Genomic DNA, 15116 nt, shown 5'->3' with positions numbered 1-15116 from the left:
ACACTAGAAACACGATGATTCCTACGCTTGAGTGGACGCCTGAAGGCGTCAATTTCCTGGACCAGACGAAGCTTCCGCACGAAGAGACGTACGTCCTTGCCAAGGACTACAAAGAGGTCGCGCGCGCGATCAAAGACATGATTGTGCGCGGCGCTATGGCGATTGGTGTGTCGGCGGCAATGGGTGTGGCGCTCGGGATTGAGCGCTCGCAGGCTACGACGATTGCTGAGCTCGACAAAGAGGTTGAGGTTATCTGCGACACGCTGGCGAAGACACGGCCAACGGCGGTGAACCTGTTTTGGGGGATCGCGCAGGTGCGGGAGCTGTACAACGAGCTCGCAGCCAGGAGGACGGCCATACCGGAGATCAAGCGGCAGGTTGTGGCGCTGGCGAAGCGGCTGTATGACGAGGACATCGCGAATCTGCGGAGGCTGGGTGCGTTTGGGGCGGAGCTGCTGCCCGAGGAAGGGACGGTGCTGACGCACTGCAACGCGGGCGCGCTCGCGGCGTGCGGGTACGGGTCGGCTCTTGGGGTGATTCGTGCAGCGGTCGAGGCGGGCAAGAAGATCGACGTGTTTGCCGATGAGACGCGGCCGTTCAACCAGGGCACGCGGCTTACGGCCTGGGAACTCCTCAAGGACAACATTCCGACGACGCTGATCTGCGACAACATGGCTGCGTACTTCATGGGCCAGGGACGGATTCAGGCGGTGATCGTGGGGGCGGACCGCATCGCGGCGAACGGCGACACTGCGAACAAGATCGGTACGTACGGAGTGGCGATCCTGGCGAAGGAGCACGGGATTCCGTTTTATGTGGCGGCTCCGTTCAACACGATCGACCCGGAGACGCCGGACGGGCAAGGGATTCCGATTGAGCAGCGGGATGCGCGGGAGGTTACACACACGCACGGACGGCGGGTGACGCCCGAGGGGGTTTCGATTGAAAACCCGGCGTTCGACGTGACTCCGGCGAGGTATATCTCGGCGATCATCACGGAACGCGGGGTGCTGCGAGCGCCGTTCGCTGAATCAATTGCCGCAGCAGCAACGTCTTCAGAGTACGAACCCCAGGCAGTGTAGTATTTTGCGCAGCTTTACGCTGTGCATCTTCGGGGTTTCTGAGGCGTTCGAATGACGCGTTTCGCTCGCGGCCTGCTGTTCGTATTCCTGCTGTCAATCGTTCCCTTCGGGCTTGCGCAGCAGCCAGCTGCAACAAACCAGGCACCCGGGAGCGCGCAGGCTGCACCCACACCTGCGGAGACCCTGCACGCGGGCACTCAGCTCGTCATCGTTGATGTTGTCGTGCAGGACAAAAACGGCCATGCGGTGCATGGGCTGACACGCGACAACTTCATGCTCACGGAGCAGAAGAAACCACAGACGATTCGGAATTTTGAGGAGCACAGTGCGACGGCAGATCAGAAGCCCGGTCCACCGGTGCGACCGATGCCCCCGGGCGTCTTCACCAACTACACACCAGTTCCGCCGGACAGTACCCTCAATATCCTGCTCATCGATGCATTGAACACGCCGATGCAGGACCAGATGTACGTGCGGCAGCAGCTGCTGGATTATGTGAAGCATGCCAAAGCGGGCGTCAACGTCGCGGTGTTTGGGCTGACTAACCGGCTGATCATGCTGCAGGGCTTTACCACAGACCCGGCCGTCCTGAGGGCGGCAGTTGAGCATCATCTCATTGCGCGCGGCTCAAACCTGCTGGACGATCCGGTGGGCGGCGGCACGGGTCCGGAGAAGCTTTCCGACGTGATGCAGGATTCGGCTCCCGCCGGAGGCGCTGATGCCGCGATGTTCGCCCAGACGCTCGCCTCGGTTCAGCAGTTCGAGGCCGAGCAATCAGCACTGCAGACGAGGATGCGCACGCAATACACGCTGGATGCGTTCAATACGCTGGCGCACTATCTCGCGAATTTCCCCGGCCGCAAGAATCTCATATGGTTTTCCGGCTCGTTCCCGCTGCAGGTTGAGCCCGATCCAACGCTGAACGACCCGTTCGCAGCGATGGAAGACTCGAATGGAGAGTTTCGAGAGACCACGAATCTTCTGACCATGGCACAGACTTCGGTCTATCCGGTGGATGCTCGCGGACTGATGACGCCGCCCATGTTCAATGCTTCCAACCCGACGAGATACGGGCGCAATCCTGCCAGGTTCAATGGTGATGCGCAGAAGTTTCTCCAGAGCCAGGCCGACGAGCACATGACGATGGAGCAGATGGCGAGCGATACGGGAGGGCACGCGTTTTACAACACGAACGCGCTCTCCGCTGCCGTCGCGAAGGCCATCGATGCAGGCTCCAACTACTACACGATCACGTACAGCCCGACGGATAAAAACTGGAACGGCTCCTATCGCAATATCCACGTGGATCTGACCGGAACTGCGGCCATGCAATACGCAAAGCTGGAATATCGTCACGGCTACTACGCAGACGATCCGCAGCAGCCACCGAAGAAGAAGGGCCAGCTGCCGACGAACACCGGTCCAACCCCGGCGCAGCTTGAGGATCATGCAAAGGAAGCGTACACGCGCGCGGCCCTCACCCGAGGCGCCCCAGCGCCGGCCGACATTCTGTTCAAGGTGCGTGTGCTCCCATTGACCGGAAAGAACGAGGACACGCTGGCGCCGGGAAACAAGGCTGATCCGAATGGGAGAATGAAGGCGCCCTACCGCACGTTTGTAGTCGATTACCTTGCGCTACCCGGCGATTTTTCGATGATGCCGCAGGCGGATGGACACCATACCGGAAGCATTGAATTCGCGATCATGGTCTATGACGCTGACGGAAATGTATTGGACATCTCAGACCGAGACATATCGCTGAATTTGGATCCGGACAAGTACAAAAAGTTCGAATCGAATCCCGTCCGGTTTCAGATGCAGGTCAGCGCGCCTGTGAAGCAGGAGAGCTTCATGCGGCTGATCATCCGGGATGATCCAACGAACCACTATGGAGTGGTGGAGATCCCGACGGCTGAGGTAGGCCATTTACCGGCGCTTGAGAACCAGAATGCGCCTGCCAGCCCGGCAAAACCGACGCCGGACGACCAAGGAAAGCAGTAGACTTGTCTGGTGCGACTCGGCGGCCGGAGCTGCGACCGTCAGCTTGCCGGGCGGGCCAGTGACACGAGCAATCCTCAATCCGCGCGTACACTCGCTGCTGAGAGCGAGCGTGCTTGTGCTCGGGAGCCTGGCCATCGCCATTCCGCTCTCGCATTATCCGCGGATTCAGCGAGCACCCTTGCTGGTGCTTCCGGTTCTTGTAGCCTTCGCAGGCACAGTGGACACGATCCGCTGCATTCAGCGGCGCTGGAGCTTCTACCACGCTGGCGTCCTGCTTTGTATTTACATGGACATGATGGCCCTGGCGCTGATGCTCTTCTTTCTCTTCTATCCTTACTTCTACTAAGCACCTCTCATTGCTTAGTCGCACGCGTCAAGCTATGCTCAGTTGACGAATGCCAGCCTCGCGCCTCGATTCTGACTCAGAGTTCACGGCCAACGCGCCGGACAAATCCAGCGTGCGGTGGTTTGTCTGCTTCCTCCTGTTCCTGGCGACGACGATCAACTACATGGATCGCTCGGTGTTCTCGCTCATCGAGCCGCAGCTTCACCTGAACTTCATGGGCTGGATACCCGGCGTGGACGCCAAGTATCAGGTCCAGTACCACCTGAACTACGGTCACGTGATCGAGTGGTTTCAGATTGCGTACGGCGTCGGGTTCCTGTTCGCCGGGCGAGTGATCGACAAGCTGGGCACGAAGACCGGCTACGCGCTCGCGATTCTGATCTGGGGTTGCGCCTCGCTGAGTCACTCGCTGGTCACGAGCGTGCTGGGCTTTTGCATCGCGCGTGTGTTCCTCGGCCTGGGTGAGTCCGGCAACTTCCCTGCGGCGATCAAGGCCGTAACGGAGTGGTTTCCGAGCGAAGAGCGCGCACTCGCGACCGGCCTCTTCAATTCTGGGTCGAACGCCAGCTTTTTTATCGCACCGATTCTGATCGCGGCCGTTACCTCGCGCTGGGGATGGCACGCGGCCTTCCTCACCACCGGCTCCATGGGCCTCTGCTGGTGCGTGATCTGGATCGCATTCCCGTACAATCGGCTGCGCCGTGGCCTGACGACCACGCAACGTGCGCTAGCGCCCGTAGTTCCTAGGGAGCATGTGTGGTCTACGTTGCTGCGCCACCGCGGCTTCTACGCGTTTGCAATCGGCAAAGGGCTCACCGATCCCATCTGGTGGTTTTACCTCTTCTATCTGCCGATGTTTCTGCACGACAATTACGGCATGGATCTGAACGCGGCAAAGTGGCCGCTGATCGTGATCTACAGCGTGTCGAGCGTAGGGTCGATCGCGGGCGGTTGGCTCTCGGGATGGCGGATGAACCACGGCCATACCGTGAACTCGGGACGCAAGTTCGCGATGCTGATCTGCGCGCTGGCGGTGGTGCCCATTCTGCTGGTGCCGCACATGCACGTGATCTTCCGGAGCAATCCGTGGCCCGCCATCGGACTGTTCTCACTTGCTGCCGCGGCGCACCAGGGCTGGTCTGCGAATCTTTTCTCGACGCCAACGGACATGTTCCCATCGACGGCGATCAGCACGGTGGTGGGCGTGGGTGGCGCAGCGGGAGCGGCCGGCGGCGCGCTGTTCACGATGCTGGTTTCCCACTACTTCTCGCTGCATCCGCTGATTATCTTCGTCTCGGCTGCGTTTGCATACGTCATCGCGCTGGCCATCTTCCAGATTCTTGTGCCGCGGCTGGGGGCACCGAGCGAGCCGGAGATTCCACTCAGCGTGGCATGACTCTGCGCAGGCTAGTTTTACTTGCAGCAGGTAAACTGGCTGCAGAGCCTAATGTCCGCAGACCAGAAGAAGTTTTACCTCACAACACCGATTTACTACGTCAACGCGCGCCCGCATATTGGGCACGCGTACACGACCATCGTCGCCGATGTCCTAGCGCGTCGGCATCGGCTGCTCGGCGATGACACGTTCTTCCTGACGGGCACCGACGAGCATGGGCAGAAGATCGAGCGCTCGGCGGCAGCCGCAGGCGTGGCTCCGAAGCAGTTTGCGGACGAGGTTGCGGGGGCATTCAAGAGCCTGTGGGAGCGAATGGGACTGACGTTCGATAAGTTCATTCGAACGACCGATCCGGAGCACAACCGGGGCGTGCAGAAGCTTTTCAATGCGCTTTTCGACCGCGGCTTTATCTATCTCGACTCCTACACCGGGTCGTACTGCGTCAGCGATGAGGCGTTCGTCGACGCACCTGCCGGAACGCCGTGTCCGGATTGCGGGCGGCTGCTCGAGACGGTGACGGAAGAGAACTTCTTCTTCAAGCTGAGCGCGTTTCAGGAAAAGCTGATTGACCTGATCGAGCGCGATGAACTCGTGATCACTCCGGAGAGCCGCAAGAACGAAGTGCTCAGCTTCGTGCGCGGGGGCCTGAAGGACCTTTCGATCTCGCGCTCGAGCTTTACGTGGGGTATATCCGTGCCTCCATCGGCGGCATCGCTCGCCAAAGAGCCGCACGTCGTCTACGTGTGGCTGGATGCGCTTGCGAATTACATGACCGCGATTGGCTACGGTTCCGATGATCCCAAAGAGGTCGCTCAGTTCGAGCGTTATTGGCCCGCAGACCTGCACCTCGTCGGCAAGGAGATCATCCGGTTTCACTGCGTCTACTGGCCGGCGTTTCTACTGGCAGCGGGGCTGCCGCTGCCAAAGGCGATTACAGCGCATGGATGGCTGCTCTTCGATAACGCGAAGATGTCGAAGTCGAAGGGCAATATCGTGCGGACCGAGACGATTCTCGAGGCGTTCGGCGAGGATGTGTACGGCAAGCAGTTTCCGGAGAGCACGAAGCGCGAGCGAGATCTGTTTGGTGCGGATGTTCTGCGGTACTTTCTGCTGCGGGAGATTCCGTTTGGGCAGGATGGCAGCTTCAGCTTCGATTCGCTGGTGACGCGGTACAACGCGGACTTGGCGAATGGATATGGGAACCTGGTCAGCCGCACGCTGGCTTTGATTGCGAAGACCAGTGGTGGCGTCGTCGAGGATTGCCTTGAGGCGCAGTCGCTCGTCTTCTATCAGGCGGAGCGAAAAGAGACGCCAAGCCGTCCCCCATCGCAGGAAATTCTTGCGGCTTCAGAGTGCCAGTTGCTTGCATTCCGATTGCGAGAGATTGCTTCCAGCGTTCAGGAGAACCTGCAGAAACGTGCCTTCGCGGACGCGCTGGGCTTGATCGCCAGCGGCATCGCATCTGTGGATCAGTTGATGACCTCGCGCAAGCCGTGGGCAGCGACAGACACTGAGCTGTCGCGGCAGGGGCAACGATCCACGCTCTACACGGCGGCTGAAGCGATCCGCATCATCACGGCTTTGCTCTACCCTGTCCTCCCAGCGACAACGGCGAAGGTGTGGGCACAGCTTGGGCTTGGCGATATTGAAACTGCCGCGAAGAACGGCGAACTGAACAATCTGGAATGGGGTGGCCTGAGGCCGGGGACGAAGCTCGGCGCGCTCGGGCCCATCTTTCCACGCGCTCCAAAGGAACTGGCAGACATCATGGCAGACATTGAAGAGAAGAACGCAACCGCCATCGGCAGCCCGCAACCCCAGGCAGAGCAGCAGCCGCAGCCCGAGCCCAATCCTCCCGGTGGAGCGCCGGGGCTTGTTCCGCCGAGCGAGAGCACGGAGCACGCGGGCTCTATCAGCATCGACGACTTCGCAAGGATCGATCTCAGAGTCGCGCAGATCCTCGTCGCTGAGCGCATTCCGAAGGCCGACAAGCTGCTTCGCCTCGAGGTCGACCTCGGCTATGAAAAGCGCCAAATCCTCTCGGGCATCGCGCAGTGGTACACACCGGAAGAGTTGATCGGGCGGCGCATCGTGGTGATCACGAATCTGGCGCCGCGCAAGATGCGCGGGCTGGAGTCGCACGGCATGCTGCTTGCCGCCTCGGAGAACGAAGGCAGCAAGCCCGTGCTCGCGACGCTAACTGAAGATGTCGCGCTCGGTTCGCGGCTGAAGTAAGTCGGCCTCTAGAGCTGGCCGTGGCTGATCGAAACGACGAAGTAGGTCGCGTTTGTGCCGCCGGTGTTCTTCATGCCGTGCATCTGGTTTGAGGCGGAGAAGACGATGTCGCCGGGGCCTACCGGTTCGTGCTTGCCGTCCTCGCCCCAGTACTCGACGTGGCCCTCGCGGATGAGCACGAACTCCGAGTTGCGGTGTTTGTGTGGCGGGTGCGGCATCTGGCCGGGCGGCAGCATCGTTTCGTGAACCTCGACGAACTCGCCCGTGGGAAGCGTGCCATGCAGCACAGGACGTCCCCAACCGCCGTTCGAGTGCTGCTCGACCTTCATCTGGTCGAAGCGAAAGACGCGCGATTTGGACAGATCGATTTCCGCGCCTGAGCCTTCGCCGTGCACCTCCTGCGCGTTGGCGTTCGCCAGCAAGCCACCTAGCGCAGCGAACGCCCCAGCGGCAAGACAGAGATCTCTGCGGTTCATTTCGGACATCAGTCGTTCTCCTTTGCGTTGTTACTGTACATCGCCGCCGATGGCGACCACGAAATACGAGACAGGCCCTGCGCCGGTGTTGCGCACGGCGTGCATCGTGCCCTTCGCGACAAGCAGGATATCGCCCGCTGACGCGCGTTCGGGGATGCCGTCGTGCTGGAACTCAAGCGTGCCTTCGCGAATGCAGATGAGCTCGGTGTGCTCGATACGGTGCGCTGGATTGCCGGGGATGCCCGCTGGCTGCGTAGACTCGTGAACGGCGACGTACTCGCCCGTCGCAAGCTCGCCGCGAAGCACATCGCGACTTTCGCTGCCGTTCGGGTTCTTGCGGACAGCCAGCGACTCAGAGTGATAGACCCGAGATTGCGTGAGCTTCTCGATTTGCTTCTGATCGGGCGCAGCGTGCTGCATGCATGAATCCTACGCCGAGGCACGACAGTTATTCTATGAACAGTTATGTGGGTAGATTCGCACTGTCATTTGGATAGCTATGAGGACCTTCCGCAGGTGCTCGAAAATGCGCGCGCCGCGCAGGTGAACACGCTGCTTGCGATTGGGATTGGCGAGGGGCCGGATGAGATGCACCGCGCGCTGGAACTGGCGCACACGCATCCGGAGATCTTCGCAACCGCGGGAATTCATCCGCAGGAGGCGCATCGCGCGACTCCTGAAGCGCTCGAGAAGCTGGCCACGCTTGCCGCAGACCAGCGCTGCCTCGCTGTGGGTGAGATCGGGCTCGACTACTACCATCTCGAAAACCCTGAGATCCCAGTGCAGCAGGCTGCGTTTATCGCGCAGATGCAAATCGCTGCCGAGGCCGGCAGGCCGATTACGATTCACTGCCGCACCTCGGAGCTCGCCACACCCGCGGCAAAGGCAAGGTTCGGCGCAGCCGATGCATGGGAGGACCTGCTGTCGCTGATCGCCGAACACTGGACGCCGACGGGTCTTCCCGGCATCATGCATTGCTTCTCCGGCAACCAGGAACAGGCGGAGCGATCGATCGCTGTAGGCTTCTATCTCTCGTTTGCGGGAAATGTGACATACCCGAAATCGACGCTGATCCAGGGGGTCGCGCGCGTTGCACCTGCCGATCGCATTCTCGTCGAGACGGATGCTCCCTTCCTCGCACCGGGTACTTTGCGCGGGCAGCGCAATGAGCCCGCGAATACGGCTCTTACCGGCGAGTTTGTAGCCGAATTACGCGGTGTTTCGACCGCTGAATTCGCGGCGCAGACGACCGAGAACTTCTTCCGGCTTTTCCCTTCCGCCCGGCGGGTGTGATACTACCGTTCGCGGACATAGATTTTATTGAAGGGAAACGACGATGCCAGCCGACCAGAGTTTTGACGTAGTGAGCAAGGTGGACATTCAGGAGGTCAAGAACGCGATTGACCAGGCGAGCAAAGAGGTTCACGCGCGCTTTGACCTCAAGAACTCGAAATCCTCGATCGCGCTTGAGGGGAACGATACCGTGCAACTCGCCAGCCAGGACGAGTACACGTTGAAGGCGGTGATCGATATTCTTCAGCAGAAGCTCGTCAAGCGCAACGTTCCGCTGAAGAACCTGGAGTACGAAAAGGTTGAGCCCGCTGCAGGGTCGACCGTGCGTCAGAAGATCAAGCTGAAGCAGGGCATCGCCTCGGAGGTCGCGAAGAAGATCGTTGCGACGATCAAGGACTCGAAGAAGAAGGCGCAGGCGAGCATTCAGGGCGACACGGTCCGTGTGAGCTCGAAGGATCGTGACACCCTCCAGGAGATCATGGCCATGCTGCGCGGCAAAGACATGGGCGTCGATCTTCAGTTCACGAACTTCCGCTCCAATTAGTGCCGCTTTGTCAAAACCAAAGTTTGCTCGCTCAGGAATACCACCACTTGCGTCTCCTGCTACTCTGAAGAGAGAGTGAGTCCTATTTCCATTGCGACCGCAACCGAGGTCTTTGACCTGTTGCGCGACGATCTCGCTGCGGTCGAGCGCGAGTTTGCGCGACAATCCGACTCTCCAGTGCGGGTTGTCACCGAGATCGCGACCTATCTCATCGCAGGCGGCGGCAAGCGAATCCGACCCATGATGCTGCTGCTCGCGGCCAAAGCCCTCGGGTGCGAAAGCGAATCGCGCATCCGCATGGGCGCTGTCGTTGAGATGTTGCACACGGCGACGCTGGTGCACGATGACATCATCGACGAGGCACATACTCGCCGCGGGCGCCCGTCGTCGAACACGACCTGGGGCAATGCGAAGTGCGTTCTCGCCGGGGACTGGCTCTACATGCAGTCGTTTCAGACCGCGCTCGCGGAACGGAACTTCCGCATCCTCGACCTGCTGATCTCTCTCACGCAGCAGATGGTCGAGGGTGAGTTGCTGCAGATGGAGAAGCTTGGCCACCTGATCAACGAGGAAGAGTACTTCGACCTGATCTACCGAAAGACCGCATGCCTGTTCAAGGTGTCGATGCAACTGGGTGCGCTTCTGGCGTCGACCGAGGCGAGCGTTCCGGCGCCGTTTGAAGACGCGCTCGGAGAGTACGGCCGCAACCTCGGCCTGGCGTTTCAGATTGTCGATGACGTGCTGGACCTTACCGCGGACGAAGATCGTCTGGGCAAGCCGGCGGCTTCAGACCTGCGTGAGGGCAAGGCGACCCTGGCGGTCATTCACGCGCTTGAACGCGGCACGGGTGCGGACCGCGAAGCCATCCGGACTGTCCTGGCCGAGCGGCGGTTCGAGACCGTGACGCACAGCCAGATCCTCGAAATTCTGCACCGGCACGAATCGCTCGCGTATGCGATGGACACGGCCTGCGCGTACGCAGAGGCCGCGCGCCAGTCCATTGCGGAGCTGCCGGAGAGTGACTACAAACGCGCTCTGCTCTGGGTCCCTGGGTTCGTCACCAGCCGCGACCGTTAGCCGCTACTCTTCCTCTTCGGAGTCTTCCGAGTCGGATTCGTCTTCATCTTCCTCGACCGCCATCGCCAGGTCTTCAATGCGCACCGGGCCCTTCTGCTCAGGATCAAGCAAGACCTGAATGCGGCTCTCTGCGCTCGAGAGCTGCGCTTTGCACGCATTCGATAGATGCACACCTCGTTCAAAAAGGCTGACGCTTTGCTCGAGCGTCAGTTCTCCCTGTTCGAGTTGCTCGATAATCTTCTCGAGTTCCGCAAGCTGCTCCTCAAAGCTAGGCACTGACGGAAGCCTCCTCGCGCAGACCGAGCACCTCAGCGGCGGCGTTGAAGTTTCCGAACGGAGCGCTTACCTGAACGCCCTGCACCTGGCCGCGCACTTCGGCAAGCATCTCCTGCGCAATTGCGAGACCCGTAGCCAATGCCGCCTGCTTATTCGCGGCTCCCGCCATTCTGGTGAGAATCGCGTCAGGCATCGAGACGCGAAGATCATTCTTCATAAACTCGGCGTTCCGCAGGCTGGTCAGCGGCCAGATACCCGCGATAACCGGAATCCTGAAGCCTTCGATACGACGAAGGAATTGCTCCAGCAGCCGCTGGTCAAATACCGGCTGTGTGATGCAGAACTCCGCACCGGCCTCGACCTTGGCCGCGAACCGGCGGACTTCGTGATCGATGTCAGGCACGCCCGGGTTGGCCGCGGCTGAGATGGTAAACCCGGCCGAACCGCCGATCGGGTTATGCCCGATATCGACGCCGCGATTCAATCCGCGCACGATGCGGACAAGTCCAATCGCGTCGACATCGAAGACGGCTGTCGCGTCCGGATAGTTGCCCATCTTCGGCGGATCGCCCGTGAGGCACAGGATGTTCTTGATGCCGATGGATGCAGCGCCGAGGAGATCGCTCTGAATGCTCAGAATGTTGCGATCGCGACAGGTGTAGTGCAGGACCGTTTCGATGCCAACCTTCTGTTGAATCTGCAGGCAAAGACTCTGCGCGCTCATGCGTGCGCTGGCGCGCGGAGAATCCGGCACATTGATCGCGTGCACGCCACGCGAAGCCAGGAGCGCAGCGCCCGCAAGCTCCTTCGAGCAGTCGAATCCGCGCGGCGGAACGATCTCGACGAGATGCACGAACTCTCCCGCAGCGACGCGCTTGCCAATCTCAGAGCGTTCCGCGAGCGGCGGCGGTTCCACCTCAGCGTCCGGTGGCAGATTGACGACGGCAGTCGTGCCTACTGAGACGACGCCCTGTTCCTGCGCCTGTATGGCCCGGATCTCCGAGCGCATCGCGCGAATATGGGCAGGAGTTGTCCCGCAGCAGCCGCCGACCCAGGTCGCCCCTACGCCGATCGCCTTTCGCGCAAACCGGGCCAGGTACTCGGGTGAGGTCAGATAGATGTTGCGGCCCTCGATATTCCTCGGCATGCCTGCGTTCGGCATCGCGACCAGCGGGAGGTCCGTTTCCGGCCGCATACGCTCGATCGCCGTGAGCACCGTCGCCGGGCCCACGCTGCAGTTACATCCAAGCGCATCAACTCCTGCTGCTGTCAGGCGTTGGGCGGCATGCTCGGGAGTGCTGCCATCCAGGCAGTTTGCCTCCTCGTCCACCGTCATCAGCACAATTACCGGGAGTTGCGGGGCCGCTTGTCGAGCCGCCGCAATGGCCTGCTCGGCCTCATCCAGAGACATCATCGTCTCCAGGATCAGGAGATCGACTCCGCCCTCCGCGAGTGCAGCGATTTGCTCGGCGAACGCCGCTCGCGCAACCTCCGGATTCAACGTCCCGAAGGGCTCCAGACGAACCCCCAGCGAACCGACCGCGCCGGCCACAAAGGCTTCCGTCGCCTGCTTTTCACGGATTGCGGCTACGCACTGCCGCGCCAGTCTCGCGCCGGCCAGGTTGAACTCCCTCACCTTCTCTCCAAGCCCGAAGTGCTCGAGCCGAAAGGAGTTCGCGCCAAAGGTGTTGGTTTCGATCACCTCGGCGCCCGCCAGCAGGTATTGCTCGTGGACCGAGCGCACCATCTCCGGCTGAGTGACGTTCAGCTCGTCATAGCACCGGTTGATAAACACACCGCAGCTGTACAACATGGTGCCCATAGCACCATCGCAGAGCACCGGTCTGCCGGTAAAGAGCTTTTCCAAGGCCGCGGACATCGTTCTCCCGTGATGAGGTCGTTCTTCTCATCGTATACGCTCGGGACTCCGAAACGCGTCCTGCGACGCGCCAGGACCAACCAGCCGGACGCGCTGCTTTGTTATACTTTGGCCTGACGCAGGCGGCGTTTGGCGGCACAATTCGTGTCCTTGGCAACCGCCGATCGTCTCCCGGAGTCGCCCAGTTGAAGAATCGCAAGATCGCAGCCCAGCTTGTTGCGGGCATTTTTCTGACCGCCCTCACGCTGACACTGACTGCGTGCAAGGTCCTCTATAAAACTCCAGAGTACAACTTCGCAGGCCGGCCCATCCCGCCCAGCCAGATGCTTCAGCGCGTTCTGGCAACGTACACCAACGGCGGCGCTGCCGGCGGAGCACAAATACTTGACGGCCAACGCGATCTTCGCGGAAATATCCAGAACACAAAGCTGAGCTTCCCGATCTCCGGCTTCTCTGCCCCGGAGCCGACTGAGATCCTCAACTTCCCGGAACAGACCCACGGATACGTGCTCTCCTACACGGCGGGAACACTCATCGGCATCAACTACAGCACCGAGGCGAGCGCTGGAACCGCGGCAACCTTCACGCCGGATCCTGCCTCGGTGGGAGCGGCTTACGATGGCTCGCTGTTCGCCGCTGCATCCTCTGTGAACAGCCAGGTTTACGTATCCAATGGCGGCGCGACGTACGCGCTCAATCTGCCCAACGTCTATAAGGTCGCTGTGAACCAGGGCGTCTCCATCATTCTGGCGATGGTGCGAAACTCCAACACGCTCTATCGCGTGGTCAAGCTGCCGGCCAGCAGCAATCCCGTAGTGCCGCCTGGAGCGGTCGATTGCGAGCCGCAACTGCTTCCGGTCTTCTGCGTCGTCCCGGTGGCCGGCACCTACGACCGTCCGACAGACGCGAGCTTCTCGCTCGATGGCAACAGCGTTTACATCCTGAACTGCGGTCCGGAGTGCGGCGGAACTACATCGGGTATCACCGTTCTGCAATCGAGCGCGCTGCTCTACGACAATATCCCGACGGTCAACCCGCTCTCGTCGTCGGCTCCTTCGCCGTTGGCGAGCATCGGCGTGCCCAATCCCGTTCCCATTCCCGGCGGAGCAACCACTGCACTCTCCAACGGGACGACTCTGTATGTAGCCGGACAGTCGCTCTATAGCCTGGGAACAGGTGGCGCGTTGAATTCGACTCCGCGAGCCGACGGCCTCTTTACCGGCTACCTGACTGCGGTCAACCTGAGCAACTACTCGGTTTCGCAGCCGGTCTCCATCTCCGACGGCACGCACACCAAGCTGCTGTTCGCCGACGACAACACGCTCTGGGTCGGCTCACAACAGTGCGCCAGCGGAGAACGCGCTGCCACCGGGCAGAACTACAACTGCCTGACGATGGTGAACCTTGGCGGTGGCGGCCCCGTGGGCACGGCCACCGTTATTCCTAACGTGACGCCAGGCGGAACAACTACTGTTCCCTACCCGAACACCAATCAGAACCAGTACTACTACGGCGACCTGACCGGCCTTTGCTGGGTGCAGGACTTCCACAAGGTATTTACGGCGTACGGCGGTCAGATTCACGCCTTTTATACGGGCGGGGCCATTACCGCTGAAAACGACCCCGCCGTAGGCACCACACCAGCCGCCGGCACGGAGATCAATAACACCAATCTCACCATCCAGGGCACGGTCCTCGACGTGGCCTACATGGACGCGCTGACTAACAGCGCGAACTGAGCTCACCCATGTCCACCGGAGATCTTTCGCAGACCACGGTGGACATCCTCGCCATCGCGGCCCATCGCGATGATGTGGAGCAGACCTGCGGCGGAACATTACTCGCTCAGCAAGCGCTCGGCTGGAACACCGGCATCCTCGATCTGACTCAAGGCGAGTCGGGAACCCGGGGAACGGCTGAAGATCGTGCGCGTGAAGCCGCCGCCGCTGCACGCATTTTGCGCGTCAGTCATCGCGAGGCGCTCGACCTGCCCGACGGCAACGTTGAGAACACCCGCGAAAACCGGCTGAAGATCGCCGCTGTTCTTCGCCGCCTTCGTCCCCGTGTCGTCATCCTTCCGTATTGGCAGGGGCGGCATCCGGATCACTACACGACTGCGACTCTCGGCTACGAAGCCTGTTTCGCGGCCGGGCTTTCCAAGCTCGATCTCCCGCCAGAACACGGCCCGCCGCACCGCCCATACAAGATCCTCTACGCCTCACTGTACGCGGACGTCCGTCCGACCTTCGTGGTCGATATCACCCCGCATGTCGAGACCCGCCTCGCAGCCCTGCTGGCGTATCGCTCGCAATACGGCGAGCAATCTACGGGCTCCGGCCTCTTCGTCCCGGAGGACGACATCCGCGAGCGGACCTTTGCCACCGCCCGCCACTACGGCCTGCTTGCCGGCGTCCGCTATGCCGAGCCGTTCGTGCAGCGCGAGGTCTCGCTCGTCGACGATCTGATGATGCTCCCGGTCCAAAGCATCTAACATTCCCCATCGACAACTTG

Annotated in this window: 14 protein-coding genes; 10 read left to right on the top strand and 4 right to left on the bottom strand. The window is 61.0% G+C overall.

Annotated features, from left to right (window positions below; translation table 11 throughout):
• The first annotated feature begins 14 nt into the window (after nt 1-14).
• The 5 genes from mtnA to metG are packed head-to-tail and all read left to right on the top strand — an operon-like array spanning nt 15 to nt 7060.
• Complete coding sequence (mtnA, locus tag VGU25_18385; protein HEV2579181.1) at nt 15-1082, top strand: S-methyl-5-thioribose-1-phosphate isomerase; 1068 nt, start codon at nt 15-17, stop codon at nt 1080-1082.
• 51 nt (nt 1083-1133) lie between these two features.
• The gene (locus tag VGU25_18380) at nt 1134-3083 is read left to right on the top strand and encodes a VWA domain-containing protein (protein ID HEV2579180.1); all 1950 of its coding nucleotides are present in this window, start codon (nt 1134-1136) and stop codon (nt 3081-3083) included.
• A gap of 58 nt (nt 3084-3141) precedes the next feature.
• On the top strand, nt 3142-3429 hold the full coding sequence (locus VGU25_18375; GenBank protein HEV2579179.1) for a permease: 288 nt from the start codon (nt 3142-3144) through the stop codon (nt 3427-3429).
• A gap of 49 nt (nt 3430-3478) precedes the next feature.
• Complete coding sequence (locus tag VGU25_18370) at nt 3479-4825, top strand: MFS transporter (protein ID HEV2579178.1); 1347 nt, start codon at nt 3479-3481, stop codon at nt 4823-4825.
• Nucleotides 4826-4876: 51 nt separating this feature from the next.
• Nucleotides 4877-7060, top strand: a complete 2184-nt coding sequence (gene metG, locus VGU25_18365) for a methionine--tRNA ligase (protein HEV2579177.1) — start codon at nt 4877-4879, stop codon at nt 7058-7060.
• Nucleotides 7061-7068: 8 nt separating this feature from the next.
• Here the strand turns inward: metG and VGU25_18360 are convergent, their stop codons facing one another.
• Nucleotides 7069-7545: a cupin domain-containing protein gene (locus VGU25_18360; GenBank protein HEV2579176.1), complete on the bottom strand. Its 477-nt coding sequence runs from the start codon at nt 7543-7545 to the stop codon at nt 7069-7071.
• 21 nt (nt 7546-7566) lie between these two features.
• Entirely contained in the window at nt 7567-7956 is a 390-nt protein-coding gene (locus VGU25_18355) for a cupin domain-containing protein (GenBank protein ID HEV2579175.1), read from the bottom strand.
• Between the two features lie 45 nt (nt 7957-8001).
• Here VGU25_18355 and VGU25_18350 point away from each other — a divergent pair, with 45 nt between their 5' ends.
• The 3 genes from VGU25_18350 to VGU25_18340 all read left to right on the top strand — a co-directional run bounded on the left by VGU25_18350 (nt 8002) and on the right by VGU25_18340 (nt 10450).
• The gene (locus VGU25_18350) at nt 8002-8829 is read left to right on the top strand and encodes a TatD family hydrolase (protein HEV2579174.1); all 828 of its coding nucleotides are present in this window, start codon (nt 8002-8004) and stop codon (nt 8827-8829) included.
• A 43-nt stretch (nt 8830-8872) separates the two neighbouring features.
• Nucleotides 8873-9373, top strand: a complete 501-nt coding sequence (locus tag VGU25_18345) for a YajQ family cyclic di-GMP-binding protein (protein HEV2579173.1) — start codon at nt 8873-8875, stop codon at nt 9371-9373.
• A 75-nt stretch (nt 9374-9448) separates the two neighbouring features.
• Entirely contained in the window at nt 9449-10450 is a 1002-nt protein-coding gene (locus VGU25_18340) for a polyprenyl synthetase family protein (protein HEV2579172.1), read from the top strand.
• A 3-nt stretch (nt 10451-10453) separates the two neighbouring features.
• Here the strand turns inward: VGU25_18340 and xseB are convergent, their stop codons facing one another.
• Nucleotides 10454-10726: an exodeoxyribonuclease VII small subunit gene (gene xseB / locus VGU25_18335; protein HEV2579171.1), complete on the bottom strand. Its 273-nt coding sequence runs from the start codon at nt 10724-10726 to the stop codon at nt 10454-10456.
• Nucleotides 10719-12605 (bottom strand): bifunctional homocysteine S-methyltransferase/methylenetetrahydrofolate reductase, encoded by a 1887-nt coding sequence (locus VGU25_18330; protein HEV2579170.1) that lies wholly within the window; start codon nt 12603-12605, stop codon nt 10719-10721. Before VGU25_18330 ends, xseB begins: the two co-directional genes overlap by 8 nt.
• Nucleotides 12606-12790: 185 nt before the next feature.
• Here VGU25_18330 and VGU25_18325 point away from each other — a divergent pair, with 185 nt between their 5' ends.
• Complete coding sequence (locus VGU25_18325) at nt 12791-14344, top strand: hypothetical protein (protein HEV2579169.1); 1554 nt, start codon at nt 12791-12793, stop codon at nt 14342-14344.
• Between the two features lie 8 nt (nt 14345-14352).
• Complete coding sequence (gene bshB1, locus VGU25_18320; protein ID HEV2579168.1) at nt 14353-15096, top strand: bacillithiol biosynthesis deacetylase BshB1; 744 nt, start codon at nt 14353-14355, stop codon at nt 15094-15096.
• Nucleotides 15097-15116 lie beyond the last annotated feature (20 nt).

It is taken from the genome of Acidobacteriaceae bacterium (assembly GCA_035944135.1).
GTDB lineage: Bacteria > Acidobacteriota > Terriglobia > Terriglobales > Acidobacteriaceae > Granulicella.
Note: the sequence above shows the minus strand (reverse complement) of the source record. Positions and strands in the feature narration are given on the sequence as shown.